Genomic DNA, 26,408 nt, shown 5'->3' with positions numbered 1-26,408 from the left:
ATCGCCAATAATCCCCAATTCGGGTTTCCGAAAATGCCGCCATCGCTACAATTGCGGCCATATCAGCGAGTTGCGGTGGCTAATTGGTTTGCTAATCAGGGGCGTGGTACGCTGAAAATGGCGACGGGTAGCGGTAAGACGATTACTGCACTGGCGATCGCCACTGAATTATACCAAAAAATTAACCTGGAAGTCCTCCTGGTAATTTGCCCCTATTGCCACCTAGTGAGTCAGTGGGGGCGCGAATCGGAAAAATTTGGTTTAAAACCTATTTTGGCTTTTGAAGAAGGCCGCAGTTGGCAAAATCAATTAAGTAAGGCTTTGTATGAAGTGCGATCGGGCGATCGGCTATTTTTGACAATAATCACTACTAACGCCACATTAATGTCCGATAGCTTGCAATCTCAACTGCGCTATTTCCCAGAAAAAACCCTAATTATTGGAGACGAAGTTCACAACTTGGGTGCGCCCCGTTTAGGACAAAGTTTACCCCGGAATATTGGGCTACGCCTCGCCCTTTCCGCCACCCCAGAAAGATATTTTGACGAACAGGGAACCGAAGCTATTTTAGATTATTTCGGTCCTGTTTTGCAGCCGGAGCTCACCTTGCGAGATGCCATCCGCCAAAAAGCATTAGTACATTATCTATACTATCCCATTTTAGTAGAACTAACCGCCACCGAAAGTCGCAAATATTCCTACTTAACTAAAAAAATTGGCTGGGTACTTTCTGGAGATGAAAAAGTAGAAGTAAACGATGCTTTAACAACTTTATTAATGCAGAGAGCAAGGTTAATTGGAGCGGCTGGTAATAAGTTAATAGCTTTGCGAGAATTAATGATTCACCGTCTCGATACTGCACACACTTTATTCTACTGTGGCGACGGTGCGATGGAAGGGGCAACGCGCAAACATAACAACCGCCAACTAACAGAAACCACGAAGTTACTCGGTGCAGAATTAGGCTACCGAGTTAACACTTATACTGCCGCCACACCTTTAGCAGAAAGAGAACGATTGCGGCGACAATTTGAAACCGGAGAATTGCAAGGTTTGGTAGCAATTCGGTGTTTAGATGAAGGGGTTGACATTCCAGCAATTCGTAATGCCGTAATTTTAGCCAGCAGCAGCAACCCGCGCCAGTTTATTCAGCGTCGCGGGCGAATTTTGCGGCCGCATCCGGGAAAGGAAAGAGCAACTTTATTTGACATGATAGTTTTGCCTCCCGATTTAGGTAGAGAAACTTTAGAAGTCGAACGCAATTTGCTCAGAAAGGAGTTAAAGCGGTTCTTAGAATTTGCCGATTTGGCTGACAATGCTGGGGAAGCTAGGGTGAAATTGCTACAACTTCAGAAGCGGTATGGTTTGTTAGATATTTGACATTTATTAGGGTTTGGTTTATGTTAATAATTACAAGATAGAGGCGAACAATGCTTGTACAGTATACTGTTTAGCCCTTCGGTTCTTACCTTGATTTAAGTGATTTTACTGATAAAATAATTATTTTAAGCACCCCTGGAGTGATTTTTTTAAGAATCGGGAAAAATTTGAGGTTTAATTTGATGGAAAATTTGAGAGAAAGTTGGATAGAAAATCAGAGCAGTACATATAAATATGGAAACAGCCAGACTCCGACAATATCAACAGAAATATTAGCCGAAAAGCGCTCTCCTTATCAAATAGAAAACGATCTCAGCGACGTACAAAAACCGATTATTAGCGCGCCGCCGGAAGTGCGGCAAATTATTGAGCGGGTATTGGAAATTGAGAAAGATAAGCTATACATGAAATCTCCTCGCTATATCAGCGATGACATTTTGAAAATAATTAAGGAAGCGGTTATATGAAGTTAATTTCCCTTGTTTTGTGCAATTTTCGCCAGTTTTATGGCAAAAGTCCCGAAATTAAGCTGGCTGGTGGTAAGCAAAATACTACCGTGATTCACGGCAATAATGGATCGGGAAAAACTGCTTTGATGAATGCGTTTACCTGGGTACTTTACGAAAAATTTAGCGCGGCCTTTGCTGCGAAAGAGCAATTAGTAAACAAGCGCGCTCTAGCTGAGGCAGAAATAGGGAAAAAAGTATCTTGCTGGGCAGAAATTGTGTTTGAACATGACAGCACCCGCTACAAAGCCCGTCGTATTTGTCGCGCTTACAAAAGTGAGAACTCGGTTGAACTTAGCGACAGCGAATTGTCGCTGACTGTAGCCAAAGATGACGGGCGCTGGATGCCGACGGCGCAGCACGCTGAGGATATTATCGGACGGATTTTGCCGGAAAGTTTGCATCAATATTTCTTTTTTGATGGAGAAAGAATCGAACAAATTGTCCGACAAGACAACAAGGCAGAAATTGCTGAAGCTACTAAGGAGTTGCTGGGTGTAGAAGTGTTGAATCGTTCGATTCGGCATTTAGGAGATGCCAAAAAGTCTTTAGAAACAGATTTAAAAATAGTTGGCAATGCCGAAAGCAAAAAAATATTAAATGATAAAGATAAATGCGAATTAGAAATTGAAAAACTTACCAATCGTCAAGTCGAAATTGAGGGGGAGTTGGCAAGTCAAGGCGAGTTAAAAAGAGCCATTAGCGGGAATTTGCTGGAACTCAGCGGTGCTGGAGAAATGCAAAGGCTGCGAGATGAATTGGAAATGCAGAAAGCTTTGCTGAAACAACAGATTAGCAGGTGTTTAGATGCTATTAAACGCTCGATTTCTGTGCGGGGTTATGTGGCGTTTTTATCGGAAGCGGCGGGGGATTTTCAAGCAATTGTTGGAGGTTTGCGCAAAAAAGGTGAGTTGCTGTCGGGGATTCAGCAGCCGTTTCTGTCAGAGTTATTAGCGAGGGAAAGGTGCATCTGTGGTGCGCCATTAATCGAGGGTTCGGAAGCTCATGCAGAGGTGAGCGGTTGGATGGATAAAGCGGGGGTTGGTGATGTGGAAGAAACTACGATTCGGATTAGCGATCGCGTCAATGAAATAGACAAACAAATTGCTGATTTTTGGGAAGAAATTGATGACCATCAAGCTAATATTAAGGCTAGCAGAAGCGAACTTTCTAGGGTAGAAAATCAGTTAGATGATATTCACAACAAGCTGCGAAATTATCCTGACACCGATGTCAGTGGCTTGCAAAAGCGTTTGGATGAAATTGAAATTGCCATTGGCGATTTGCACCGAGAAACTGGCTTTAACCAGCAGCAAATTGAGAGTGCGAGGGCGCAGATGGCGATTTTAAATAAGCAAATTGATAAGCAGCAAATGAATGAGGAAAGGCAAATTTTGGCTCAGCGGCGGATTGCTGCTACTCAGGATGCGATCGATCGCCTAACTGAAGTGCGATCGCGCTTGGAAAAGCAGTTTTGTTCTCAGCTAGAAAACCGAATTCAAGATATTTTTAGTCAAATTTCTTTTACTCCTTATATTCCAAAGTTAAGCGATAAATACGAATTGACATTAGTAGAAAACACTTCGGGAAAATCAGCTTTGGTTGCTGCTTCTACTGGGGAAAATCAAATTCTCAGTTTGTCGTTTATTGGGGGAATTATTGAAGGGGTGCGGGAGTGGAGTCAAAAAAATACTTTGATGGGCCCCGATAGCAGTACATTTCCCATTGTTATGGATTCTCCCTTTGGTAGTTTGGACGAAATTTATCGGAAACAAATTGCGAATAAGTTGCCGAAATTAGCAAATCAATTAATAGTTTTAGTAACTAAAACTCAGTGGCGGGGGGAAGTAGCCCAAGAGATGGAAGGCTGCATCGGTAGAGAATATGTACTTGTATACAATTCTCCGAAAGCTGATTGTGAAGAAGATGCGATCGAATTGGGCGGGATGCGCTATCCTTTAGTTAGGCACTGTCCCAATGAGTTTGAATATACGGAAATTTTAGAGGTGGATTATGGCTTTTAATTCGGGAATTACACAGGTTTTGGAAACCGATATTTGGGTGAAAGCGACATGGGGAGAGTTTCTAGCATTCGCTGAGGATTCAGCTTGGGAAAAAGGCAATTTTTATTACGATCGAGAACAAATGAGGATAGAAATGTCACCAGTAGGGCCATTGCACGCGCGTCATAATTCAATTATCCCGTATGTAGTTATTCTGTTTGCTGCATTGAGAAATATCCGAGTAGTTCAATTTGCTAATGCCAGTTTCCGCAAAGTAGGTATTCGTGAGTTTCAACCCGATCTAGCTTACTACATCGGTTCGGATTTGAGGGTTCCTCCTAATGACAGTAATTCACCTGTTAATTTGAATGAATACGATCCGCCTAATTTGGTAATAGAAATTGGCGCATCTTCTTTTAGTGATGATTTGGGTAACAAGCGATTGCTTTATGAAGACGCAGGAATTAGCGAATATTGGGTTGAATGTGCAAACACGCGGGAGGTGTTTGCCTTTGCAATTAATGGCGGAGGTAGTGGCAGGATTCAACAGTCGCGGGTTTTACCTGGGCTAGAAATCGCGTTAGTTGAGGAAGCTTTGAATCGGAGTCAAACTCAAGATGATGGAGAAATTAATCGCTGGTTGATTCAAACTTTTAGTCAAGGTTAAAGGAGTGTTAGAGGTGGGGAAAGAGTATCATAAGTTGGTGCGCGATCGCATTCCTGAAATTATTCGAGAAAATGGTATTGAATGCGAAGTTACTGTTTTGTCCGATGCCGAATACTGTCAAGCTTTGCGGCAAAAATTGATGGAAGAAGCTGGGGAAGTGGCGGAGGCTGAGGGGGAAGATTTGGTGGCGGAATTGGCTGATTTGTATGAGGTGATCGATGCGCTGATGGCGAGTAGTGGCATTTCGGGCGATCGCATTTTGAAAGCACAAGTCAAGCGCCGGGAAGAAAGAGGCGGTTTTGCACAAAAAATCATGTTGTTGCGGACATTGTGAGTAATTTGAACACTAAATTTATCATTAAAATTTCAGTAGTGCTTTTGCCAACATATATAATACTTATAAACTAGATATTATGGCAATGGCTGCTAACAAAATTAGAATTGCTAAAGATAAAGCGGAGTTAGTCAAATCTTTGACTTTATCTGATAACAACACTGGTCCTTTCCAGACTTACGCCGATGTCATTGCCTTTGCTGCATCCTTGGGAAATAAGCGGAAAAAACGTTTACGTTTGGGGGAAATTTCTAAACGAGAACCGGGGGCGATCGATGTTGATATTTTTGTGTCTAGGGGTTACGATATGGTGATTAAGTTAATTGCGATCGCCGAAACTAAAAATCCTCAAATTCTCTCCCATCTAGATGGAGAATTGGAAGCACAACGCTTGCAAATTTTTGAAGAATATGCTAACGGCGGGCTGGAAATATTGCGAGAAGAGTTTCGGGGTGTGGCGGATTATACAGACAGACTGTTGTTATTTTTAATCACGGAAAAAGATAATCAACATCGGTCAAATGAAGAATTCGATTTAAGCAAGTTCTTATTCTAATAGCTTTTCAATGAATCACCTACCAGAAAATATCATCAACAGATGCTTCAAGCAATCTGCCAAGATTTTCGCCTACAGCTACCTAGCATTAATTATTGGCTATTTAATTCTCAAACTAATATTTTGGGATCGGCTGTGGGTTATAGCCTTGATTAGCACTTTTATACCCTTGATTTTTTTCCCAACTTTCCTGCTTCCCATCATCGGATTCTCAATTATCAAAAAAAGATGGTTTACGATAATTTCGGCGATCGCCTGTATTATCCTCATAAGTTGGCTGCACGTCAAATACTTTTCTCCCACACGAGTCAACATCACAAATTCGCAGCCCGGTCTCAAAATTTTATCCCATAACCTCGGTTGGTATACCACACAATCGCCAACTTTAATTAAATTAATTGAAAGCGAAAAACCTGACATTATATTTCTACAAGAAATCGTCGAGAAGCATATCGAAAGAGCTTTCACCTGGTTAAAAGCAGACTACCCCTATCAAATTGGCATTCCCCCAGTAGGAATTCTCAGTAAATATCCAATTGTATCTAGCGAAATATTGAACTTAGCTGGTCATCCAGAAACACAGCAGCGAGCAATTATTAACTTCAACCAACAAGAAATAATCATTTATAATATGCAGACCACAGGGCCCTGGTTTCGGAAATCGAAAGTATTGCCTTTAGTCAGAATTCCTGTTTACAAATATGCCAAACGCGCTCCCGAAATTCAAGATTTAGTAGAACGAGTCCAGACAGAAACTTTGCCCGTAATTGTCGCGGGTGATTTTAATATGACAGACGAAACTCAAGACTATCACAATGTGCAAAAAGTCATGCAAGATGCTTTCAGAAAATCGGGATTCGGGTTTGGTTTTACCTGGCCTCACGGTTGGCAACTTAAGTTCTTGATTAAAAGCTTGAATTGGAAATTAAATTATCCTGTTTGTCGGATTGATTATATTTGGTATTCAAAGCATTGGGGTGCGAAATCTAGTTCGGTTGTACAAGCAACAGAGTCCGATCATTTGCCTGTAGCAGCGGAATTAGTTTTGTTACCATGAATTTGAGTCATAGGTTAATATAAGTATTAGGTGGAATGCTTAACCCTAATGCCTACTAATGCGCAGCTAGAGAGTTTATATCGCATCTGTTATCAATTGACCTATACAATGCTTCAGCCCATCCATCTTATTTGTGTGGACGATCGCACTCATAACGTATACATATTGGCTGGCTACGATGAAGAGCTTGAGTTCCAAATTTTACCAAATGGGGAGTTTGCTGATGAGCCAAGTTAACTATAATGCAATGTCTAACTCTGAATTGAAACAGTATTTTCTGAAACATCGTGGAGATAGAGCAGCTTTTCAGGCGTACTTAGACAGAATAAATCAGCATCCGCTGAGGATTATTGCCAGTCCCGGCGATCCAGATTTTGATGCGAAAGTTCAAGCTGCAATCCGTCGAAAATTAGAAGCAGCAAGAAATAGCATCAGTTAGCCATTTTACTCAAGGCTATGAGTGACCGATTATTGGGTCGTGGGAAGGTTAAAATGCAGGTGATTAGTGCCAGTCATGCGGAAATTGGTGCATTTGGCTTTTGGGATTTTCAAGTCCCAAAAGCCCTTCGATACTAATTATTTGACTGCTACGCCTTGACAGCTCAACACAGTATCTACAGGATGTGAATTCCCGATACCCGATTACCCATTACCAAATTTTATTTTGGTCCGTAACCGATCGCACCAGCATAAATTGCCCGATCGCCCAATTCGGCCTCAATCCGCAATAAACGGTTATATTTAGCCACCCGTTCGCTGCGACACAGAGAACCAGTCTTAATTTGACCAGCGCGAGTCGCTACTGCTAAATCAGCAATGGTGGTATCCTCAGTTTCACCGGAACGGTGGCTGATAATCGAGCGATAACTGTTACGTTTACCCAAGTCGATCGTATCCAAAGTTTCCGTCAAAGAACCAATTTGATTCAGCTTAATCAAAATCGAATTACTCGCTTTCAAATCAATCCCTTTTTGGAGGCGTGTACGATTAGTCACAAACAAATCATCACCCACCAATTGAACTTTGCTACCCAATTTTTCAGTCAGCGCTACCCAACTATCCCAATCGTCTTCATGCAAACCATCTTCAATGGAAACGATCGGATATTGACCAACCAAACCAGCTAAATAATCGATTAATTCTGTTGGGGAATGAGCCACACCATCATAGGTGTATTGCCCATTCTTATAAAATTCGCTAGCAGCAACATCCAAAGCCAAAGCAACTTGTTCCCCAGGCTTGTAGCCAGCTTTTTCAATGGCCATCATCAACAAATCCAAAGCTTCCTGATTCGAGCCTAAATTAGGAGCAAAACCGCCTTCATCACCAACACCAGTCAGCAAATTTTTGTCTTTCAACACTTTAGCTAAACTAGCAAATACTTCTGCTCCCCAACGCAAAGCTTCCTTAAAAGATGGTGCTCCCACCGGCACAATCATAAACTCTTGAATGTCCACATTGTTGTCGGCGTGGGAACCGCCGTTGATTACGTTCATCAAAGGCACGGGCAGAACGTTCGCCAAAGTGCCGCCCAAGTAGCGGTAAAGGGGGAGTCCTACACTCTCGGCCGCTGCCTTTGCTGTGGCTAAGGAGACTCCGAGAATGGCATTTGCGCCGAGGTTGGACTTGTTGGGGGAACCATCCAGGTCGATCATGGTTCGATCGATTAATTCTTGGTCGATCGCATCTAAATCAATCAAAGCAGGCGCAATTTTGTGTTCAACATTGTCAACAGCCTTGAGAACCCCTTTACCACCGTAACGTTTTTTGTCATCGTCGCGGAGTTCGTGGGCTTCAAAGGAGCCTGTAGACGCCCCACTGGGGACTTGGGCGAGTCCCACAACACCATTGGCTAGGTAAACTTCCGCTTCAATGGTGGGGCGCCCGCGGGAGTCAAGGATTTCTCTGGCCTGAATAGATTCGATCGCAGTGTCTAGCATATTAACGATTCCTGACTTAACTCAAGGTTTCATGACAATTAGCATTCAGTTAGTTTTCGCTCACTGACTGCTGACGGTTAATAGAGTACGCGATCCCGCGAATTATTGTACCTATATTCAAAATATTTGCGGATTTGGGCCATGGAGGCGATGGGGAAGAGAGAGGCCCAGAAACTCGGATACTTCGAGACTCCGATAAAATGGGAAAGGATTTGACCAATCACCAATCAGCAATCACCAATCACAAATTAGAACCTTTGTATAAATCAAAGTGTCAACAAAGTCAATCAAAATAGGAGAAAATTAGGATGTCAGAAACAACCCTAGGAGAAATTAGAGCATTAGCTGAAAACTCCAGCCCAATTATTGCCGATCCCCCCAGCATCAAACTATTAACTGGTCCATTGCCAAATCAAGGCGAACCCAACTTTTTTGACCTGACGCCCAATGACGATATAGTTCAATTAGCCAATGGAATTCTCCGCAACACTCCGGGGGGAGTCCGGGCCTTGGGAGGCAACGATTTTGTCCGAGGTTCCGGTGCTGCGGAACTAATTAATGGTAACAGTGGCAGAGATACTTTAATCGGAGGTTGTGGTAGCGACACTATTCGTGGCGGTCAAGATTCAGACCTTCTTTATGGAGAATGTGCTAATGATATCCTCAGTGGCGATCGAGACGATGATTATGCTTACGGAGGCACAGGAAATGATTTTGTCCGAGGTGGTAAAGGCAATGATGCTTTACTAGGAGAAAGTGGCAACGATACTCTGATTGGTGATGCCGGAGTCGATCGACTTTGGGGAGGAGAAGGCGCAGATTTGTTTGTAATTAAAAGAGAAGCAGGAGCAACCTCCACAGAATTTGGTTCCGATCAACCCCCTCCCGTGGGGACTTTTCCTTCCAATGTAGAAGCAGTACCCGCCGATTTTATTCTGGATTACAATCCATCTCAAGGAGATGTAATTGCATTAGGGTCTGGGCTGACGAGAAACGATCTGATTTTAACCGAAAAGTTTATCACAATTGGTGATGCCAGAGATTACGACAGCAGCGGGCCTATTCCTCCAGGAAGCATTATCACTACTGAGTTTAGAATATTAAACACTAAGGCGACAGTAATTCGGGAAGCTAGAACTGGCAATATCTTAGGTTTAGTGAAAGATGTCTCACCGAGTCAACTTCAGTTTAACTCTGTATCTGACAGCGCGATCGCCCTGGGATAGGATTTATCAGTGAAAAAACCCGGTTTCTTAGATGACTCGCTGGTGGCCAGAAACCGGGTTTTTACCAGAATATTTGGTGACAGCGTAGAAACTCCAAAAAACCCGGTTTCTTAGATTGCGGTGCATGGGAAACTCCCACCAAGCAAAAAATCCTGTCACAATCAAATGAAGACTACAGATCGACAAAGCATATGACGAAAGAGGAATTGTTGCAGTTAATCGACTCATCGGCTGCGGAGGGCCAGACAGAATTGGATTTGGCGGGGTTGGAGTTGGAGGAATTGCCGCCGGAGATTGGCAAGTGCACCCAGCTTGAGACTTTGGTGTTGGGAAAGTGGGATGAGCAGAGATTAACATGGATTGGAAATAAGTTAACTGAGTTTCCTGATGTTGTTCTTCAATTAACTAACTTAAAAATACTTTACCTCAGTAACAATCAGATTACCGTCATCCCAGAGGCGATCGCCCAACTCTCGAATCTGACACTGCTTTACCTCAGTAACAATCAGATTACCGTCATCCCAGAGGCGATCGCCCAACTCTCGAATCTGACACTGCTTTACCTCTGGAACAATCAGATTACCGTCATCCCAGAAGCGATCGCCCAACTCTCGAATCTGACACAGCTTGACCTCAGTAACAATCAGATTACCGTCATCCCAGAAGCGATCGCCCAACTCTCGAATCTGACACAGCTTAACCTCTGGAACAATCAGATTACCGTCATCCCAGAAGCGATTCGCTGCATGGAAAAGCTGGAAAAACTAGACTTGCGGGGAAATCCGCTCCCGATTCCCCCCGAAATCCTCCAAGGCGAAAAATCCTACGAAGCAGGGGATTTGCGTACCATCCTCGACTTCTACTTCCAAACCCGCAACCCCGATGACTGCGAAGAACTCTACGAAGCCAAACTCCTCATCGTCGGCGAAGGCGTAGCCGGAAAAACCACCCTCGCGAAAAAACTCCTCAACCCCGACTACCAACTCCCAGAACAAGAACAAGAACCCTCCACCGAAGGCATCGACGTGCTGCGCTGGAAATTCCCACACAACGGCAAAACCTTCCGCGTCCACATCTGGGACTTCGGCGGACAGGAAATCTACCACGCCACGCACCAATTCTTCCTCACCGAACGTTCCTTCTACATTCTGCTAACTGAAGATTCTTCCGAAACCAATAACTTTCAAAATGCTTTTCAAGGTGCTAACTTCTCCGGCAATATCGGCGGTTCGTCGAACACCGCTCAAGTTAGCGGCAATCAATCCGTGCATAACAATAATGCCAATACGGCAGAACTTCTAAAGCTAATCTCATCGATGCGTCAAACCGCCGCCCAATTTCCAGAAGACGAACGGGAAGAAGTGTTGATGGAAATTGGCAATGTGGAAGCACAACTGAACAAACCCGCAGACAAGCGCAGTCTGAAACTGATTGCTAAAAAATTGGCTGTTATTTTGGCGATCGCCGCGGGTATTGCTAGTCCGATCGCAAATATAACCGATTTTACCAATAATGTGACGGATTTAGCCCAAAAAGCGGGTGTCGAAATCCCGATGCGATCGGCGCGGTAAATTATTTACGATTTTAGTGATATTCATCTTAGGTAGTATTATCTCGGTGATGACGCGGGTGGCCAGAAACCGGGTTTTTACGAGCATTGTTGGTGACAGCGCAGAAACTCAAAAAAAACCCGGTTTCTTAGATGACGCGGGTGGCCAGAAACCGGGTTTTTACGAGCATTCTTCGTTACAGGCGTAGAAACTCAAAAAAACCCGGTTTCTCTGAGTTGTTGCGTATTGTCTACTCTACAAATTTTAATATTACCAAAAATCCGCCACATCGTATCCCAATTCCCGGAGCATTTGTCGCAGCAAAGGCAAACTCAAACCAATCACATTGGTATGACAGCCTTCGATTTTTTCTATAAAAAACCCCCCTTTACCTTCGAGGGCAAAACAGCCGGCACACGCGAGAGGTTCTCCCGTAGCAACGTAAGCAGCAATTTGGCGCGAAGTAACTTCGGCAAAATGAACTTTTGTAACTTGACAGCGAACGATCGCTCGATCCATTGCCTCATTGAAATCATCAAATCTATTATCAATTAAAGCATGGCCAGTATACAGTTCACCTACTTTACCGCGCATTTGCTGCCAACGGGAAATTGCCTCTTCTGCATCTTGGGGTTTGCCGTGAATTTCCCCATCAATCACCAAAATTGAATCACATCCTAACACCAAACAGGAATTAGGATGAGGAATTTGGGGATGAGAATTAGCCCGCAAAAACTCAGCTACAGCATTAGCTTTTCCCTCAGCTAAAACCTGCACTAATTTAGCAGCATCCCTCATTTCAATTTGCCCTTCATCAAAATCGCTTGGGCAAATCACAGCTTGAATTCCAGCATTTTTAAGCAGTTGGCGACGTGCTGGAGAAGCTGAGGCTAATACAAAAGTTGGTTTTTTCATAAGTTAAGAAGTCATTAGTCAGTAGTCATTGGTCATTAGTCAGTGGTTATTTGTTATTTGTTATTTGTTATTTGTTATTTGTGAGTTGTTGGTTGTTAGTTGTTGGTTTTTGGCTCTAATAACCAAGAATCCATAACTCATGACGAATAACTAATAACTAATCACCAATAACCAAGAACCAATAACTAATAACTAATAACTAATAACTAATAAACAGAGAAAGACTTAACTACTTTCTCGAAAGCTTCTTTAACCTTCGGCCAACGTTCTTCCGTAGTGGAAATGTTGAGTGTAAATAGTTTGCCACGGCTGACGGCTACGCTTGCTAAGTTATGCCGTTGTTGGTTTGGAAGCTTGACGGCGTATTCTAAAATGTAATAGTTCTTCGATCGCGATTCGCGAGATCCAGCATTGACTAACTCAGCTTCGCGGCCGGAATCGGGAGGAGCAATCGCACTTTTGCTGAGTTTGTAACCCACTTCCGAGGGTGTTCCCAAATCTGCAAGAGTTTTATTTCCGGTAACTGGACTGATGACTACGCTAACATTCTCGGTTTGCTGAATCAAATCGCGAAACACCACATCTGGACCGTTAGAAACCGCAATTGGCAGCCAGCCATTGGGATAGAGAAATTGATAGCCATCGCCAGTATCCACATGGCTTTTGAGTCCGACGGCGTTAGATACACAACTGGTCAAGGTAACGCTGAAAACTACCAGAAGTATGGTTACAATTCGTTTGATCATTATTTTTTGAGATCGAATGACAGTTAAATATTTATTTTTAATTATCCCACCAAACCTTACCCTTAAAAACAATTAAGCTATGGATTGCAGTTTGCCTACCGCTTACAACCCATAGCCGTCCAGTTTAAATTTTAAGAGCATCATTACAGATGGGTCAGCCAGCTAATCAATCCATGCTTGGTGGAAACTTCTAAAGCCAATAGAGAGACAAAACCAATCATGGCGAGGCGGCCGTTTAAGCGTTCGGCGTAGGGGGTGAAGCCGGTGCGCTGTTCGTCATCGACGTAGACTGTAGGCTCGATCGCAAAATTGTTCATTTTACCTTGGTCGTCCAGCATTAACCCTTTGTTAGTCATGTTTTTTTCCTAAATTGGTTTTCCGTACTGTAAATAAATGTAACAGACTTATGAAGATATGTAAAGGAATGTGAGAAAGTTTTTTTAGATAGTCGATCGAAACAGGAGGGAGTAGACTCTGGGCCCCCGACAGGGGAGGATAGAGTCAGCGAGGTTAAAGAGTCGAAGGTATATAGCAAATCCGGTCTGGGTTTGACGAAAAATTGGGAAGAGAGGAAAAATTATGCGGACCAGTCTGGAAATGCGGTGGTTTTGTAACGGAATGTTACCAAAAGCCATCGGGCAATGGTTTGGAAGCGAAAGTCTGGGCGGGTATCTGTCGCCACCAGAAGAGCGAGAAGACTTATATTTACTGATACCGGGCTGCGACTACTTAGGAGTCAAACTGCGACAAAAAAATTTACAAGTAAAGTGGCGGCAGGCAGAATGTGGGGCGATGCAGTTCGGCAACCGTTGGGAAGGGAAAGCCGAGAAGTGGCTAAAGTGGATTTGTGCTGACACGATGGGCCCACTGCCGGCGGACTTAATCGCTACAGGAAAGTGGGTGAAAGTCAAGAAAAAACGAGCACAGCGTCTTTACCAAGTTTCTGCCCCAGGGGTACTGATGTCTGTCCCTGTAGAAGCGCCCATACCTCAAGGCTGCATAGTGGAAATTACTCAATTGAATATTAATGGCAGTCCGTCCTGGACTTTGGGCTTTGAAGCCTTTGGTAGCGAAAGTTTTTTGACAGAAAGTCTGCAAACAGTAGCTACTTGGACCAACAAGAGTTATCAAGCGCAAAAGTTGAAAGTTGAGGATTCTTCTGGTTATCCGATTTGGCTGGCAAGTCAATAACCCACCATCAAGGGTGCTACCGCTAGGAGGGGGGCTTGTATCTGAAGTCCACCAAAATTCCGAAAACCTATGCAGGATTTCAGCTTTGGCTTTACCCTTAAAAACATGAGGGGATACTGACAAGCTCCCCGTACTGGTCTAATATTATGGGACAAGCAACGTTCTTAATTTAATATTTTTGCTTCCCATCAAATCAGGGTGTAATTTTCCACAATTATTGTGGGAGATTTCTCTTTGTTAATTTTTCCCAACTCGGCCAGCGGTTCTGAGAATTTGACAAGCTAAAATTGCCGCACCAAACCCATTATCAATATTCACCACCCCAACACCAGCGGCACAAGAATTCAGCATAGTTAAAAGAGGCGCAATCCCGCCAAAACTAGCGCCATAACCAACACTTGTCGGCACAGCAATCACCGGACAATCTGCCAAACCCGCAACCACACTCGCCAAAGCACCTTCCATACCCGCGACAGCAATCAACACATCAGCATCAGCAATAACGTGGCGATTACTCAGTAAACGGTGAATGCCAGCAACTCCCACATCCCACAAACGCTGTACCTGAAAACCGCAAAGTTCGGCAGTCACAGCCGCCTCTTCCGCTACAGCCAAATCGGCTGTTCCTGCACTAATAATTGTTACTTTACCTGGATGTTGCGAAGTTGGGGAACTAGGAGAAATAGCACAAATTCGAGCTTTTTGGTAATAGCACAAATCTGGTATTTTTTGTTGCAATTGCTCAAAAATTTCGGGTTCAATTCGCGTCGCCATCACCGCCGGATTTCGCCCGCGCATTACCTGGATAATCTCAACAATTTGGTCTGGGGTTTTACCAGGTCCCCAAATTACTTCTGGGAAACCGGTTCTGAGAGTGCGGTGGTGGTCGATTTTGGCAAAATCGCCCACTTGTTCAAAGTCAAAGTGCTTGAGTTTTTCTAAAGCTGTGGCGGGACTGACATCACCGGCGGCTACAGATTGGAGTAACTGTTGTAAGATTTCAGGTTGCATGAAAATTGGTAATTGGTAATTGGGAATTGGGAATTGGGAATTGGGAATTGGGAATTGGGAATTGGGAATTGGGAATTGTCGCTATCCTAATGACTAATGACTAATGACTAATAACTAATAACTAATAACTAATGACTAATGACTAATGACTAATAACTAATGACTAATAACTAATGACTAATGACTAATAACTAATAACTAATGACTAATGACTAATAACTATTCAGTAATTTTCAACTCGTACAAATTCCAAAAAGCACCTCCTATGGCAGTATACCGAATTCCTGAAATGCGATCGCGCACGGCTTCAAAAGTCAAGGGATTCACCATGTAGATAAACGGTACTTGTTCTGCTATGATCCGTTGGGTTTCTGCATAAAGTTCCTTGCGCTTGGGTTCATTCAGTTCCTGGGAAGCTTTCACATATAGGTCATCAATTTTCTGCTCCCAGTCAGCAACTTTCCAGCCCTTAATCGGCGGTTCCCCAGCCTGCGGTCCCTGGTTAAAACTGTGTAAAGTGCCGTTTACTGACCAGATATTGTAGCCACTGTGCGGTTCCAGACCGCCAGTAAAACCACCGAGATAGGTATCCCAATTTTTAGTCAAACGTAGCTTTTCTACATAAGTGTTAAAGCTGAGAAATTGTGTATCAATCTGTATGCCTAACTTGCCTAAATCTTGTTTAATTTGTGTTCCCATTTGTTCCCGAACTTTTTTGCCGGCGGCCATTAACAAAGTAAATCGCACTTTGTTACCCTCCCGATCCAATAAATCCCCTTCATTATTATACTTGAAACCAGCACTTAACAGTAATTCTTTGGCTTTTTTGGGGTCGTAGTTGTAAGTTTTTAATCCTTCTTTTGGGGATAAATAAAACGGGCTTTGGGCTGGAATTGGGGAATGCAGGGGCGCGCCAAGTCCACGATAGATATTGTTAGTCATGGCGTCGCGGTTAATAGCATAGGCGATCGCCTGCCGAAACTCCTTAGTTGCGAACCACCGAGATTTAATCGGGTCTACAAAGGGCTGATTTTGAGCATTACGACCCTGATTCAGATTGAAACACATAAATACACTCCCAGTGTCGGGACCACCGTTAAATACCGTATATTTACCGCGTTTTTCCTCCTTTTTCAGCAGCGGAAACACTTCGGGCTGCACGTCCAGACTATCCAAATCACCAGAGCGAAAATTCAGCAGTTGAGTATCAGTATTTTCGATAATTTGCCAGACTATTTGCTGGATGTAAGGCTGAGCTTTTCCCTGACTATCTTTACGCCAAAAATAGGGATTTCTTTCTAAGACTACCCGTTGATTAGGAGTATAGCTTAACATTCGATATTGACCATTACCGACAATTTTTTGGGGGTCAGTATCTGTCCCCCAAGTAGTCAGGAACTTCGGATTGCCTTGACTGTCTGTATTGCTGATTGATTCTTGTAAAATATGAGCTGGTAAAATCGGTATGCCGCCAGCGTATCTAATAAATGGAGCAAAGGGTTCTGCTACGGAAAATTCTACCCGACGACTATCAATTTTTTTGAGTTTGGGGAATTGGCGACTCATCCCAACTCTGAGAGTATCTTTTAAACCACTGGGGATTTTATCGTTGAAATAAATCTTGTCATAACTGAAGATAATGTCATCCGTAGTCATCGGTTCGCCATCAGACCATTTCAATCCCTCTCGCAGGGTGAAGACAATCTTTTTGCCATCTTTAGAGACTTTCCAAGACTCTGCTAAACCGGGTTCTAGTTCCGATGTCAGACCGTTTTCGTTGATCAGTCCTTCATTGAGATAGCCAAAAACGCTGTAGGCTGATTGATTTAGGGGGTAGTTAAAGGTGGCTGGACCACTGGGGGTAGGAACGATGAGTCTGTTTACTAAATTCGATCGCGCTGGAGTGCACGCAGACAGAGTTATGGTGAGAATTGCCGCCAGTAGAATCACGAGCGATCGTAGTTTTGAATCTAACATGATAGAAATTTTCATATTTTTTTACTATACCATTTTCGTGCAACATCGAACTGATGAGGATAACTCCCGCAGCAACATAATTGCTTCAGCCTCACGCCCTGTAGCAATAGTCATCAAAAAGTTGGTCTCGATATATACGATTGCCACCTAATTTCACTCCTGATTTTGTTGTTCCACCTACAAGTAACGGCAGCAAACCGATGGCTGCTATTTGTTCCGATGCTGGTGGAATTTCTGATTTCCAATGATAATCTAAGTCATGAAGCCACGATTGGATCAGCGTCTCAATGGTATCTTCAAATATCCATTTTTTGCCAAATTCAGGCTCATAATAGCGAAGTATCTCACCTGTGTTTAGAGAACAAACAGGTTCAGATAAGTTTACTCCGTCCCATTTGAAAATCAGAATTTGTTCGGTGTCAACAAACATAGCATAGGGAATTATGGTGCGTTGCTCGGATATCTTCGCTAACACAGCTTTCATCCAAGATATCATGTAGTCAGCAATCCTCTGTTTTGCTGCTGGTTCTTGAGCTTGAATAATTTTGACCTCGATGAGCACGACTACCCGATCTTCTTTATCTAAGGCGATAATATCAACATCGATCGGGGTTTCGATTTCCAAGTTTTCGGCAAGCATAGATTCAAATCCTAAATTAGCTGAAAATTGTCAGAACCTGACAACTATTTTAGCATTAACAAAACTACAGCATAAGCTGCGATTCCTTCTTCTCTGCCCACGGGACCTAACTTTTCGTTGGTGGTGGCTTTGACACCGATTTGGTCTGGGTTGAGTTTGAGGACGCTAGAAAGGCGATCGCGCATTTTTTCAATATGCGGTTTCAGCTTAGGACGTTCTGCTACAATTACAGAATCAATATTGCCAATTTCCCAACCTTTATCTAAAATCAACTGGTTGACTTGTTCTAGCAAAACTAAACTATCAGCACCTTTCCATTTCGGGTCAGTCGGTGGGAAATAATGCCCGATATCTCCGAGGCTGAGTGCTCCTAGCATGGCGTCCATAATCGCGTGAGTGAGTACGTCGGCGTCGCTGTGACCAAGTAACCCTAAAGAGTGGGGAATGTTGACACCGCCGAGGATGAGGGGGCGTTCTGGAACCAAGCAGTGAATGTCGTAGCCGTTACCGATGCGGATGTTCATTTGGGAATGGGGAATGGGGAATGGGGGAATGGGGAATGGGGAATGGGGAATGGGGAATGGGGAAAATCCAACTTCAAATATCCAAGTAATCAAATTTCATCTGGGTCAATACCCAATTCTCTTAACTTGGCAGCTAACCGTTCTTTCTGTTGCTTTTCAATTTCTAATTGTTGTATTGCCTCCTCTTTCTGCTGTTGCTCTAATTCTTTCTGTTGTCGCTCTAATTCGGCTCTTTGAGTTTCAGCTTCATCTCCCATTAATACTAAGTTTCCATCGGCATCAAAAAACCTCAACCAAGTACCTTGAGAGTTTTCTATTTGACCTTCCCATATGCCCAGCCACAACCCTAACGATTCACAATATAATCTCCCTTGTTGATTAGGAGATAAGGATTGGTATCGACGATTAATTAATTGCCAACCTCTTAGAGAATTGGGATTTTTGGGATTGTAGACAAAATAATCTTGGGTTTTTAATTTACGCTCGTAGATATCTTTTTTGGTGGTTAAATCTACTTCGGCCGTTGAGGGAGACATTAATTCAATTACCACATCGGGGAGGCGACTATCTTCTTCCCAAGCAATCCAAGCATCTCTATTTATGGTTCCATCTACATCTAAGACAACAAAGAAATCAGGGCCTTTGAAGTCTTGATTTTTGACTTGGTTTATGCTGTAGTAGACAAACATATTGCCACCTACAAAAAAGTCTTGCCGATCGCGCCAGTAATATTTGAGAGATTGGATGAGTAAATTCATCGCAACTCTATGGTTATTACTTTCCATTGGTTCGCCATCATCAGTAATTAAATCTCTGGGTAAGTTTTCTACTGCTAGTGACATAAGTTAGAGCTGGTAAAACAGAGTTATTTATGTGTTTCTTTAGGATAGCAGACGATCTATTTTCCCCCTTCATGCAACCAGCGTTCATACAAATCAGGGCGGCGCGATCGAGTTTTGGCAATTTGCTGTTCCCTTCGCCAACGGGCAATTTCCGCATGATTCCCAGATAATAAAACATCAGGAACCTTCAATCCCCGAAAATCGGCTGGTCGAGTATACTGCGGATAATCCAAAAGTCCGTCCTCAAAACTCTCAAACTTCAAAGAATCTTCCTTCCCCACAGTGCCACGCAACAGCCGTAAAACTCCATTAATCAAAGCCAAGGCCGGAATTTCGCCCCCTGTGAGTACAAAGTCGCCCAAAGAGACCTCACGAGTCACTAAATCCAAAACTCGATCGTCCACACCTTCATAATGACCGCAAATCAACACCAACTGGTCGCACTCAGCAGCCAACCCCCGAAACATCGCCTGCTGCATTGGTTCCCCCTGGGGAGTCAGTAAGATCACCTCCCGCCTGGGGAAAATTGGCAGGGATTCCACCGCAGCAAAAATCGGTTCCGGCTTCATCAACATCCCCACTCCACCACCGTAGGGTTCGTCGTCCACTCGGTGGTGCTTGTCTGTGGTAAAATCACGAGGATTGACAAAATTCACCTCAGCAATATTTTTAGCTAAGGCTTTGCCCATCAGTCCCGACCCTAGGGGAGCCAAGAAAAATTCTGGAAATAGGGTAACAACGTCAAATCGCACAATACTTTAAATTTATTGACACACTCTAGTTTCACCTCTAGAGGGCGATCGATTTTCGGTAATTGCATTATTCTTCATAATTTCTTAAAATTTTTGCAACTCAAATTTTATGCTTTTGTGTATGGGCTACGTTTTGTATGAAAATTATCTGTTTTCAGGACAGTGCCTTTTCTAAACTAGCTTCCCAAGGACTGCGGGCGATCGCGATTCTTTATCGAACCTCACGCTAAATTATTCAGTCTTCAAAACGCCGATCGTAGCCACAACACGGCAAAATTTAATTTCACACCTAACCGAGGAAGACACACCATGCAGCAATTAACATCTCCAGCCCTTGAACAAAACATTTCCCAGCGGACAAAAACCTCGATTATGGTGATCGGGGGGGCCGAAGACAAAGTTCACGGTCGCGAGATTCTGAACACATTTTTTCACCGTTCTGGGGGTACAGAGGGGAGGTTGGCGATCGTTCCCTCAGCTTCGCGAGATCCAGAAGGGATTAGCAACCGCTACCGCACCATCTTTGACGAAATGGGTGTCAGTGCAGTCAAAGTAGTTGACATCCGGGAACGCGAACAGGCCGAAAACCCAGTGTGGAAGGATTACTTAGAAGACTGTACGGGCGTATTTATCACAGGTGGCGACCAACTGCGGCTGTGCGGGTTGCTGGCGGACACACCCGTAATGGACAAAATTCGCAAAGAAGCCAGAGAAGGCAAAATTACCCTAGCTGGAACCAGTGCTGGGGCTGCGGTGATGGGCTATCACATGATTGCAGGCGGCGGGAGTGGCGCTTCTCCCAATCGCTCTTTAGTAGATTTGGCAAACGGTCTGGACATTATACCAGAAGTGATTGTAGATCAGCATTTTCATAACCGGAATCGGATGGCTCGGTTACTGTCGGCGATTTCCTCCCACCCGGATCTGCTGGCTCTAGGTATTGACGAAGACACCTGCGCCCTATTTGAAGGAGACGACACGATTAAAATTCTCGGTAAAGGAACTGTGACTATTGTCGATTCTAGGGAAATGCTTTACACCAACGAGCCTCACGTAGGAGCGACAGAACCCTTGAGCCTGTTCAATCTGCGCCTGCACGTACTTTGCCACGGAGATTGTTACAATATTGGCCTAGGCAAAGCGATGCCCTCCTCGGCTTGTGCCGAGTCTGGGTGGCCTCCTGAATGCCGCACCTCGAACTAAAACAGCAAATAATAGTCATCCGCCCTCGTCAATCATGAATTAGTAGCCAAAGATTGAGGACGGAGGATAAGCTATGGGAACATCAGAAACCCATGCCAGATTGTCAGATTGCCAAAGGGATGTGGCTCTGCCCATCTCACAGCTCAAATCTCCAATTTCGTGGGCAATAACTGAAAAATTAGTACAAAAATGTTCTTGGCGAACAGTTTATCGGAGACTCAGGCTTGAAATTGAATAAATGATCCAATAAAGTCAAAGATACATTGCAAAATGCCAATGGTAACTGCCCTGCGAAGCTCATCCTTCCAGTGCAATACTCAGTAGCCACAAACTCAGTTTGAATCACCCTCAGAAGAGAGTTTGTGGCGAACAGAAAAGGTTTTGAAGAATTAAACTGATTGGTGAGTGCTACCAAAAAGTTGTTTCTCAATAATTGTTGTATCTTGAAACTGGGAATTTAAACTATCAGATTTCCGCCTAGAAACTGGCAAAAAATTGACCCAAAAGGCTCAGGGACTCGATATAAAGTTTCTCTCCTACAAATCCAGTCGAGTCATGGCGATGAAAATCCCCTGAGTAGTTTTTCATCATCAAACTCAAAATTTAGGCTTTCCAAACATCTACGAGGCTTTATGAAAATACTAAAAATCCAGACCTTGCGCGGCCCTAATTATTGGAGTATCCGACGCCAAAAACTGATCGTCATGCGTCTAGATTTAGAAGATTTAGCAAACAAAACCACAGCCGAAATTCCAGGATTCTACGAGGGTTTACTGGCGGTGCTGCCGAGTTTGTACGAGCATTTTTGTTCCCCAGGTCGTCAGGGAGGCTTCCTACAACGTGTTAAAGAAGGCACGATGATGGGACACGTCATCGAACACGTCGCCCTAGAACTTCAGGAAATGGCAGGGATGCCTGCGGGATTCGGTCGCACCCGCGAGACTTCGACCCCAGGCATTTACCAAGTGGTGATTGAGTATCAAAACGAACAAGCAGGTCGCTACGCAGCAAGGGCTGGAGTCCGCTTGTGCCAGAGCATTGTCAGTACCGGCACTTATTCACCTACAGAGTTGGCCCAAGATTTAAGAGACCTCACAGATTTTGCAGCGTCGGCGGCCTTGGGACCGAGTACGGAAACACTGGTCAAGGAAGCGGAAGCTCGTGGCATTCCCTGGCTGCAATTGAGTGCGAGGTTTATGATCCAGTTAGGTTACGGGGTTCATCAAAAGCGGATTCAAGCAACTTTGAGCAACCGCACGGGAGTTTTGGGAGTAGAACTAGCTTGCGACAAGGAAGGTACTAAAAATATTCTGGGTAGTGCTGGTGTGCCGGTGCCCAGAGGTACGGTAATTCACTATTTAGATGAACTCGAAAGTGCGATCGAAGAAGTGGGCGGCTATCCCATTGTGATTAAACCCCTAGACGGCAATCACGGACGCGGCATCACGATCGACATCAATTCCTGGGAAGTAGCAGAAGAAGCCTACGATCTCGCCAGCGCAGCCTCAAAAACCAAAAGCATCATTATTGAACGCTATTACACAGGTAGGGATCACAGAGTCTTGGTAGTCAACGGTCAAGTCGTAGCCGTAGCAGAACGAGTCCCAGCTAACGTGGTGGGTAACGGCACACAAACCGTAGAACAGTTAATTGAAGAAGTCAACAGCGACCCGCAGCGGGGAGACGGACACGACAATGTTCTGACCCGGATTACGATCGATAAATTGTCTTTAGATTTGCTGCAAAAACAAGGCTACAGCCTCGACTCCGTAGTACCAGCGGGGGAAAGAGTATTTTTGCGGGCGACAGCCAACTTGAGTACCGGGGGAATTGCAGTCGATCGCACCGACGAAATCCACCCCGAAAACGTCTGGTTATTTTCCAGAGTTGCCAAAATTATCGGTTTGGACATCGCCGGCATTGACGTCGTAACCGCCGATATCTCAAAACCCCTGCGCGATGTCGATGGTGTCATCGTCGAAGTCAACGCAGCACCAGGTTTCAGAATGCACGTTGCACCGAGTCAAGGTTTACCCCGCAACGTTGCCGGCGCAGTGATGGATATGCTGTTCCCCTCTCCGGGAGTGAGTCGGGTGCCGATTTTAGCAGTAACGGGGACAAACGGCAAAACTACCACCACTCGCCTCCTGGCCCATATTGTCAAGCAGACTGGTCAAGTTACTGGGTATACAACTACTGACGGTACTTACATCGGTGAATATTTGGTGGAAAGCGGAGATAATACCGGGCCCCAAAGCGCTCAGTTGATTTTGTCTGACCCAACGGTGGAAGTCGCGGTGCTAGAAACAGCTAGGGGCGGAATTTTGCGATCGGGCTTGGGATTCGACCAGTGCGATGTGGGCGTCGTCTTGAACGTCGCCGCCGACCACTTAGGCATTGGCGACATCGACACGGTGGAACAACTGGCCACCCTCAAGAGCGTGCTGGTAGAGTCGGTGATGCCCAAGGGCTATGCAGTCCTGAATGCAGACGACCCGCTCGTAGCACGAATGGCGCAAAGTGTCAAGGCTCAAATTGCATATTTTTCGATGAACCCAGATAACGAACTGGTGGCCAGACATACGGCGGCAGGCGGGCTGGCTGCGATTTACGAAAATGGCTATTTGTCGATCCTGAAGGGCGATTGGACGCTGAGAATTGAGCAGGCTGTCAACGTGCCTCTGACGATGGGCGGACGAGCACCGTTCATGATTGCCAATGCTTTAGCTGCTTGTTTGGCAGCTTTTGCCCAAGGAGTGAAAATAGAGGACATTCGATCGGCTTTGTCAAGTTTCCAGGCATCAGTAGGTCAAACTCCCGGACGGATGAACCTGTTTAATTTGGGTAAATATCACGCTTTGCTCGACTACGCCCACAACCCTCACAGCTACAAGGCTTTGGGGAGTTTCGTGCAGAATTGGGATGGAATGCGGATTGGGGTAATTGGTGCGCCGGGAGACAGGCGAGATGAGGATTTTGTCCTGTTGGGTAAACTTTCGGCTGAGATTTTCGATCGCATTATTGTCAAGGAAGATCTCGATCGGCGCGGCCGGGAACCCGGTGTGGTGGCCAAGTTAATTTGTCAGGGGATTGCAGAGACTATGGCTGCACGAACCGCCGCTCAATCTAAGGTTGAATATGAGTTGATTCTCGATGAAACAGTGGCGATTAACAAGGCTTTAGATGAAGCACCGGCTGGCAGTTTGGTAGTAATTTTACCTGAAGGTGTCAACAAAGCTCTGAGTTTAATAGAAGCGCGGAAACCGATTAAGGAATCTGTGGCAGTTCAAAATGGTTTAGAGCGATCGAAGTCACAGGAAAGTTTAAAAACGACTGTTGTGAATCAAGGTTAAAGTCTTAATTCTGATTTAATTAATAGGTTGGGTTTACTTAGGTTAAACTCAACCTGTTTTTTTTTGAAATCTAGTCAACTTAAGCCGAAAGCCCGCCAGGGACTGAAGTCCCTGTCTAATAGCGAAAGTCCTCTAAAAGAGGACTAATGAGTTCTTCAGTCAAGAGAGAGAGGACTTGAGCTTTGAGACAGGGGTTTCAACCCCGGTTGTTTCATTCTCTTGTAGGGGCAATCCCCCCGTGGTTGCCCTGATGCCTGAAACACCTACAAAATCGTGGATGAGGAGGGTAGGCACGCACCATCCACTACCCCTACAAAACGATGATTTGTTTGAGAATGAAACAGCCCTGGGTTTCAACCCCGGTTGGACTATCGGTTGTACCTTAAGTTGACACGCTTTGGGCTCTTGGAGTGTCCTCTATATCATAGGTCGTGCTACCAGATTTGATATGATAAGTCCTAGGAAAAATCAGCAGCAGCAGGATGGAAACATGAATGAAGCCGATCGCACCAGAGTCGAAACATTCATCACGCGCTGGACAGGTTCTAGCGGTAACGAACGCGCAAACTACCAGTTATTTTTTGCGGAAATGTGCGATGCACTGGGAGTCGATCGCCCTTTTGATAAAGGCAGAATTCCCAACGATCCCTACTGCTTTGATAAAGATGTCAAAATTTTTCACCCCAGCGGGAAAGTAACTCCGGGGTTTATCGATTTTCACAAAGTCGAGCATTTTTTAATCGAGGCTAAACAGGGCGGAACTACAAGTAAAAAAGGAACTGCAAAACGGGGAACCAATACCTATTTGCGAGAGATGGAAAAAGCGTTTGTACAGGCGATCGCCTATACGCGAAATCTCAGCAACAAACCGCCGTTTTTGTTAACTTGTGATATTGGCGATCATTTTGAATTGTGGATGGGTTTTAGCGGCGATTACGGCGGCTATGGGGCGCGGCGAGAAATTGGATTAGCCGAGTTGCGAAAGCCAGATGTTTTCGATTTGTTTGTCGATATATTTAGGGCTTGCTGAATAAGTTAGGAAAAATCGCGATCGCACTTGATGGGCAATTCAAGCTCGGCGAGACATAACTTTTTGTTGACTATAACTTGCCCAGTTATAGCTTTTAATAATCAGTAAGCCCTAAGTACGAAATATAACACCCAGTGGCAAAAATTATACAAGCTGACGAAAGCGGTCCTGTATTAAAAAATTAGCCTTCAAAAAAGCTAAATTTTTTAACACTTAAACGTAATTTATCCGATTGCAAATTCACTTAATTCTCGCATATTAGGCGGGTCAAAGCCAAGTATAATGTCTTGCTTAGGAACTCCTAATTCTACAAGTTCGTTGGCAATACCTACCTCGGTTCCATCCTGCTGAATCCAAATTTTATTGTCCATAATATCCAGGTGCAAAACTGGGCCATAAATTCGCCGCTGATTGCGCCAGCCCACATATACTAATTGATAATGGTCGCGCTCGGTATCAAAGATAGTTTGAGCCTGAATTCGCTCATCCCAAACAAGACTGGCGTGTTGGGAGAGCAGATTTTGGATGTGTTGCCTGTAAAGGTCTACATTTGCCATTGTGCGATCGCCTCCTGCTCTATATCGTAAACAATTAAATGAATTTGATTTTGTTGAACTAAAGACTGAATAAACCCCATTGTAAAAAAACTATCGTAGACATTGCTGGGTACTGCTAGGTATAAAAGGCGGTCAGTTTCTTGTTGTTGCAAAGCTGCTCGATAACTAATAAATTGTCCTAAAGCTGTGTAAAACTGGGAAATTTTGGACGGGCCAATAAAGCTTTTAATTTCTACGGCAATTTTCTGTCCGTCTTTTTCGGCCGCCACCACCTTTTCGGCACCCAAGTCGATGTAAAGTTCTAGAGTTCCTGCCTGTAAAGTGTATGGATCGTGAGTAATCTGCCATCCATCTTTTTGGAGAGCTGTTTTAACGACATCGTGAAAGGCATCTTTAGCAGACATGGCTGTACTGACTCGTTGTGTTTAATCTCTTGGATAGTTGTATT

At 44.3% G+C, this 26,408-nt stretch carries 28 protein-coding genes; 16 read left to right on the top strand and 12 right to left on the bottom strand.

The window, feature by feature from the left end; all coding sequences use genetic code 11:
* Positions 1 to 33: 33 nt before the first annotated feature.
* The 9 genes from AAFP14_RS10085 to AAFP14_RS10045 all read left to right on the top strand — a co-directional run bounded on the left by AAFP14_RS10085 (position 34) and on the right by AAFP14_RS10045 (position 6,942).
* Entirely contained in the window at positions 34 to 1,380 is a 1,347-nt protein-coding gene (locus AAFP14_RS10085) for a DNA phosphorothioation system restriction enzyme (RefSeq protein WP_341732128.1), read from the top strand.
* A 182-nt stretch (positions 1,381 to 1,562) separates the two neighbouring features.
* Positions 1,563 to 1,847 carry a hypothetical protein gene (locus tag AAFP14_RS10080; RefSeq protein ID WP_341732127.1) on the top strand — a complete coding sequence of 95 codons (285 nt, stop codon included), beginning with the start codon at positions 1,563 to 1,565 and terminating at the stop codon, positions 1,845 to 1,847.
* Positions 1,844 to 3,910, top strand: a complete 2,067-nt coding sequence (locus AAFP14_RS10075; RefSeq protein WP_341732126.1) for an AAA family ATPase — start codon at positions 1,844 to 1,846, stop codon at positions 3,908 to 3,910. The genes AAFP14_RS10080 and AAFP14_RS10075 overlap by 4 nt, the downstream gene beginning before the upstream one ends.
* Positions 3,900 to 4,556 carry a Uma2 family endonuclease gene (locus tag AAFP14_RS10070; RefSeq protein ID WP_341732125.1) on the top strand — a complete coding sequence of 219 codons (657 nt, stop codon included), beginning with the start codon at positions 3,900 to 3,902 and terminating at the stop codon, positions 4,554 to 4,556. Before AAFP14_RS10075 ends, AAFP14_RS10070 begins: the two co-directional genes overlap by 11 nt.
* Before the next feature lie 13 nt (positions 4,557 to 4,569).
* Positions 4,570 to 4,890: a nucleoside triphosphate pyrophosphohydrolase gene (locus AAFP14_RS10065; RefSeq protein ID WP_341732124.1), complete on the top strand. Its 321-nt coding sequence runs from the start codon at positions 4,570 to 4,572 to the stop codon at positions 4,888 to 4,890.
* Positions 4,891 to 4,975: 85 nt separating this feature from the next.
* The gene (locus AAFP14_RS10060) at positions 4,976 to 5,446 is read left to right on the top strand and encodes a DNA phosphorothioation-associated protein 4 (RefSeq protein WP_341732123.1); all 471 of its coding nucleotides are present in this window, start codon (positions 4,976 to 4,978) and stop codon (positions 5,444 to 5,446) included.
* A 10-nt stretch (positions 5,447 to 5,456) separates the two neighbouring features.
* Complete coding sequence (locus tag AAFP14_RS10055; RefSeq protein ID WP_341732122.1) at positions 5,457 to 6,503, top strand: endonuclease/exonuclease/phosphatase family protein; 1,047 nt, start codon at positions 5,457 to 5,459, stop codon at positions 6,501 to 6,503.
* 48 nt (positions 6,504 to 6,551) lie between these two features.
* Complete coding sequence (locus tag AAFP14_RS10050) at positions 6,552 to 6,740, top strand: DUF6888 family protein (protein ID WP_341732121.1); 189 nt, start codon at positions 6,552 to 6,554, stop codon at positions 6,738 to 6,740.
* Entirely contained in the window at positions 6,727 to 6,942 is a 216-nt protein-coding gene (locus AAFP14_RS10045) for a DUF6887 family protein (RefSeq protein ID WP_341732120.1), read from the top strand. The genes AAFP14_RS10050 and AAFP14_RS10045 overlap by 14 nt, the downstream gene beginning before the upstream one ends.
* 220 nt (positions 6,943 to 7,162) lie before the next feature.
* Here the strand turns inward: AAFP14_RS10045 and eno are convergent, their stop codons facing one another.
* Entirely contained in the window at positions 7,163 to 8,443 is a 1,281-nt protein-coding gene (gene eno / locus AAFP14_RS10040) for a phosphopyruvate hydratase (RefSeq protein ID WP_341732119.1), read from the bottom strand.
* A 308-nt stretch (positions 8,444 to 8,751) separates the two neighbouring features.
* Between eno and AAFP14_RS10035 the strand changes: the two genes are divergently transcribed.
* The 3 genes from AAFP14_RS10035 to AAFP14_RS10025 all read left to right on the top strand — a co-directional run bounded on the left by AAFP14_RS10035 (position 8,752) and on the right by AAFP14_RS10025 (position 11,427).
* Positions 8,752 to 9,669 (top strand): calcium-binding protein, encoded by a 918-nt coding sequence (locus AAFP14_RS10035; RefSeq protein ID WP_341732118.1) that lies wholly within the window; start codon positions 8,752 to 8,754, stop codon positions 9,667 to 9,669.
* Between the two features lie 191 nt (positions 9,670 to 9,860).
* Positions 9,861 to 11,240, top strand: a complete 1,380-nt coding sequence (locus AAFP14_RS10030; protein WP_341732117.1) for a leucine-rich repeat domain-containing protein — start codon at positions 9,861 to 9,863, stop codon at positions 11,238 to 11,240.
* Positions 11,209 to 11,427, top strand: coding sequence for a hypothetical protein (locus AAFP14_RS10025; RefSeq protein ID WP_341732116.1), 219 nt, complete (start codon positions 11,209 to 11,211; stop codon positions 11,425 to 11,427). The genes AAFP14_RS10030 and AAFP14_RS10025 overlap by 32 nt, the downstream gene beginning before the upstream one ends.
* A gap of 62 nt (positions 11,428 to 11,489) precedes the next feature.
* Here the strand turns inward: AAFP14_RS10025 and AAFP14_RS10020 are convergent, their stop codons facing one another.
* From AAFP14_RS10020 to AAFP14_RS10010, 3 genes are all read right to left on the bottom strand, one after another.
* Entirely contained in the window at positions 11,490 to 12,134 is a 645-nt protein-coding gene (locus tag AAFP14_RS10020) for a Maf family protein (protein ID WP_341732115.1), read from the bottom strand.
* 206 nt (positions 12,135 to 12,340) lie between these two features.
* Entirely contained in the window at positions 12,341 to 12,880 is a 540-nt protein-coding gene (gene psbP / locus AAFP14_RS10015; protein WP_341732114.1) for a photosystem II reaction center PsbP, read from the bottom strand.
* A gap of 143 nt (positions 12,881 to 13,023) precedes the next feature.
* The gene (locus AAFP14_RS10010; protein ID WP_340525736.1) at positions 13,024 to 13,236 is read right to left on the bottom strand and encodes a chlorophyll a/b-binding protein; all 213 of its coding nucleotides are present in this window, start codon (positions 13,234 to 13,236) and stop codon (positions 13,024 to 13,026) included.
* A gap of 223 nt (positions 13,237 to 13,459) precedes the next feature.
* Between AAFP14_RS10010 and AAFP14_RS10005 the strand changes: the two genes are divergently transcribed.
* The gene (locus tag AAFP14_RS10005) at positions 13,460 to 14,071 is read left to right on the top strand and encodes a hypothetical protein (protein ID WP_341732113.1); all 612 of its coding nucleotides are present in this window, start codon (positions 13,460 to 13,462) and stop codon (positions 14,069 to 14,071) included.
* Between the two features lie 237 nt (positions 14,072 to 14,308).
* Here the strand turns inward: AAFP14_RS10005 and larB are convergent, their stop codons facing one another.
* The 6 genes from larB to trmD all read right to left on the bottom strand — a co-directional run bounded on the left by larB (position 14,309) and on the right by trmD (position 19,817).
* The gene (gene larB / locus AAFP14_RS10000; protein ID WP_341732112.1) at positions 14,309 to 15,082 is read right to left on the bottom strand and encodes a nickel pincer cofactor biosynthesis protein LarB; all 774 of its coding nucleotides are present in this window, start codon (positions 15,080 to 15,082) and stop codon (positions 14,309 to 14,311) included.
* Positions 15,083 to 15,301: 219 nt separating this feature from the next.
* On the bottom strand, positions 15,302 to 17,059 hold the full coding sequence (locus AAFP14_RS09995; protein WP_341732111.1) for an ABC transporter substrate-binding protein: 1,758 nt from the start codon (positions 17,057 to 17,059) through the stop codon (positions 15,302 to 15,304).
* A gap of 91 nt (positions 17,060 to 17,150) precedes the next feature.
* Positions 17,151 to 17,699, bottom strand: coding sequence for a PDDEXK family nuclease (locus AAFP14_RS09990; RefSeq protein ID WP_341732110.1), 549 nt, complete (start codon positions 17,697 to 17,699; stop codon positions 17,151 to 17,153).
* Between the two features lie 44 nt (positions 17,700 to 17,743).
* Entirely contained in the window at positions 17,744 to 18,223 is a 480-nt protein-coding gene (gene ispF / locus AAFP14_RS09985) for a 2-C-methyl-D-erythritol 2,4-cyclodiphosphate synthase (RefSeq protein WP_341732109.1), read from the bottom strand.
* 89 nt (positions 18,224 to 18,312) lie between these two features.
* Complete coding sequence (locus tag AAFP14_RS09980) at positions 18,313 to 19,065, bottom strand: Uma2 family endonuclease (protein ID WP_341732108.1); 753 nt, start codon at positions 19,063 to 19,065, stop codon at positions 18,313 to 18,315.
* A gap of 56 nt (positions 19,066 to 19,121) precedes the next feature.
* A complete protein-coding gene (gene trmD, locus AAFP14_RS09975; RefSeq protein ID WP_341732107.1) occupies positions 19,122 to 19,817 on the bottom strand; it encodes a tRNA (guanosine(37)-N1)-methyltransferase TrmD in 696 nt (231 codons plus the stop codon).
* 309 nt (positions 19,818 to 20,126) lie between these two features.
* Between trmD and AAFP14_RS09970 the strand changes: the two genes are divergently transcribed.
* From AAFP14_RS09970 to AAFP14_RS09960, 3 genes are all read left to right on the top strand, one after another.
* Positions 20,127 to 21,020 (top strand): cyanophycinase, encoded by an 894-nt coding sequence (locus tag AAFP14_RS09970; protein WP_341732106.1) that lies wholly within the window; start codon positions 20,127 to 20,129, stop codon positions 21,018 to 21,020.
* Between the two features lie 632 nt (positions 21,021 to 21,652).
* Positions 21,653 to 24,373 (top strand): cyanophycin synthetase, encoded by a 2,721-nt coding sequence (gene cphA, locus AAFP14_RS09965; RefSeq protein ID WP_341732105.1) that lies wholly within the window; start codon positions 21,653 to 21,655, stop codon positions 24,371 to 24,373.
* Between the two features lie 448 nt (positions 24,374 to 24,821).
* On the top strand, positions 24,822 to 25,403 hold the full coding sequence (locus AAFP14_RS09960; RefSeq protein ID WP_341732104.1) for a type IIL restriction-modification enzyme MmeI: 582 nt from the start codon (positions 24,822 to 24,824) through the stop codon (positions 25,401 to 25,403).
* Between the two features lie 224 nt (positions 25,404 to 25,627).
* On the opposite strand, the gene AAFP14_RS09955 is transcribed toward AAFP14_RS09960, so the two are convergent.
* Positions 25,628 to 25,960, bottom strand: a complete 333-nt coding sequence (locus AAFP14_RS09955; RefSeq protein WP_341732103.1) for a XisI protein — start codon at positions 25,958 to 25,960, stop codon at positions 25,628 to 25,630.
* Positions 25,948 to 26,364, bottom strand: coding sequence for a XisH family protein (locus AAFP14_RS09950; RefSeq protein ID WP_341732102.1), 417 nt, complete (start codon positions 26,362 to 26,364; stop codon positions 25,948 to 25,950). The genes AAFP14_RS09955 and AAFP14_RS09950 overlap by 13 nt, the downstream gene beginning before the upstream one ends.
* Positions 26,365 to 26,408: the final 44 nt, after the last annotated feature.

This window comes from Microcoleus sp. EPA2 (assembly GCA_020882975.1).
GTDB lineage: Bacteria > Cyanobacteriota > Cyanobacteriia > Cyanobacteriales > Microcoleaceae > Microcoleus.
The sequence above is the reverse complement of the archived record's forward strand: the minus strand, read 5'-3'. Positions and strand labels throughout refer to the sequence as shown.

What these genes read in the sequence shown, in the direction of transcription:
- AAFP14_RS10085 (WP_341732128.1), top strand. Translation starts at nt 34, where the DNA reads ATGCCGCCATCGCTACAATTGCGGCCATATCAGCGAGTTGCGGTGGCT.
- AAFP14_RS10080 (WP_341732127.1), top strand. Translation starts at nt 1,563, where the DNA reads ATGGAAAATTTGAGAGAAAGTTGGATAGAAAATCAGAGCAGTACATAT.
- AAFP14_RS10075 (WP_341732126.1), top strand. Translation starts at nt 1,844, where the DNA reads ATGAAGTTAATTTCCCTTGTTTTGTGCAATTTTCGCCAGTTTTATGGC.
- AAFP14_RS10070 (WP_341732125.1), top strand. Translation starts at nt 3,900, where the DNA reads ATGGCTTTTAATTCGGGAATTACACAGGTTTTGGAAACCGATATTTGG.
- AAFP14_RS10060 (WP_341732123.1), top strand. Translation starts at nt 4,976, where the DNA reads ATGGCTGCTAACAAAATTAGAATTGCTAAAGATAAAGCGGAGTTAGTC.
- AAFP14_RS10055 (WP_341732122.1), top strand. Translation starts at nt 5,457, where the DNA reads ATGAATCACCTACCAGAAAATATCATCAACAGATGCTTCAAGCAATCT.
- AAFP14_RS10050 (WP_341732121.1), top strand. Translation starts at nt 6,552, where the DNA reads ATGCCTACTAATGCGCAGCTAGAGAGTTTATATCGCATCTGTTATCAA.
- AAFP14_RS10045 (WP_341732120.1), top strand. Translation starts at nt 6,727, where the DNA reads ATGAGCCAAGTTAACTATAATGCAATGTCTAACTCTGAATTGAAACAG.
- eno (WP_341732119.1), bottom strand. Translation starts at nt 8,443, where the DNA reads ATGCTAGACACTGCGATCGAATCTATTCAGGCCAGAGAAATCCTTGAC.
- AAFP14_RS10035 (WP_341732118.1), top strand. Translation starts at nt 8,752, where the DNA reads ATGTCAGAAACAACCCTAGGAGAAATTAGAGCATTAGCTGAAAACTCC.
- AAFP14_RS10030 (WP_341732117.1), top strand. Translation starts at nt 9,861, where the DNA reads ATGACGAAAGAGGAATTGTTGCAGTTAATCGACTCATCGGCTGCGGAG.
- AAFP14_RS10020 (WP_341732115.1), bottom strand. Translation starts at nt 12,134, where the DNA reads ATGAAAAAACCAACTTTTGTATTAGCCTCAGCTTCTCCAGCACGTCGC.
- psbP (WP_341732114.1), bottom strand. Translation starts at nt 12,880, where the DNA reads ATGATCAAACGAATTGTAACCATACTTCTGGTAGTTTTCAGCGTTACC.
- AAFP14_RS10010 (WP_340525736.1), bottom strand. Translation starts at nt 13,236, where the DNA reads ATGACTAACAAAGGGTTAATGCTGGACGACCAAGGTAAAATGAACAAT.
- AAFP14_RS10005 (WP_341732113.1), top strand. Translation starts at nt 13,460, where the DNA reads ATGCGGACCAGTCTGGAAATGCGGTGGTTTTGTAACGGAATGTTACCA.
- larB (WP_341732112.1), bottom strand. Translation starts at nt 15,082, where the DNA reads ATGCAACCTGAAATCTTACAACAGTTACTCCAATCTGTAGCCGCCGGT.
- AAFP14_RS09995 (WP_341732111.1), bottom strand. Translation starts at nt 17,059, where the DNA reads ATGTTAGATTCAAAACTACGATCGCTCGTGATTCTACTGGCGGCAATT.
- AAFP14_RS09990 (WP_341732110.1), bottom strand. Translation starts at nt 17,699, where the DNA reads ATGCTTGCCGAAAACTTGGAAATCGAAACCCCGATCGATGTTGATATT.
- ispF (WP_341732109.1), bottom strand. Translation starts at nt 18,223, where the DNA reads ATGAACATCCGCATCGGTAACGGCTACGACATTCACTGCTTGGTTCCA.
- AAFP14_RS09980 (WP_341732108.1), bottom strand. Translation starts at nt 19,065, where the DNA reads ATGTCACTAGCAGTAGAAAACTTACCCAGAGATTTAATTACTGATGAT.
- AAFP14_RS09970 (WP_341732106.1), top strand. Translation starts at nt 20,127, where the DNA reads ATGCAGCAATTAACATCTCCAGCCCTTGAACAAAACATTTCCCAGCGG.
- cphA (WP_341732105.1), top strand. Translation starts at nt 21,653, where the DNA reads ATGAAAATACTAAAAATCCAGACCTTGCGCGGCCCTAATTATTGGAGT.
- AAFP14_RS09960 (WP_341732104.1), top strand. Translation starts at nt 24,822, where the DNA reads ATGATAAGTCCTAGGAAAAATCAGCAGCAGCAGGATGGAAACATGAAT.
- AAFP14_RS09955 (WP_341732103.1), bottom strand. Translation starts at nt 25,960, where the DNA reads ATGGCAAATGTAGACCTTTACAGGCAACACATCCAAAATCTGCTCTCC.
- AAFP14_RS09950 (WP_341732102.1), bottom strand. Translation starts at nt 26,364, where the DNA reads ATGTCTGCTAAAGATGCCTTTCACGATGTCGTTAAAACAGCTCTCCAA.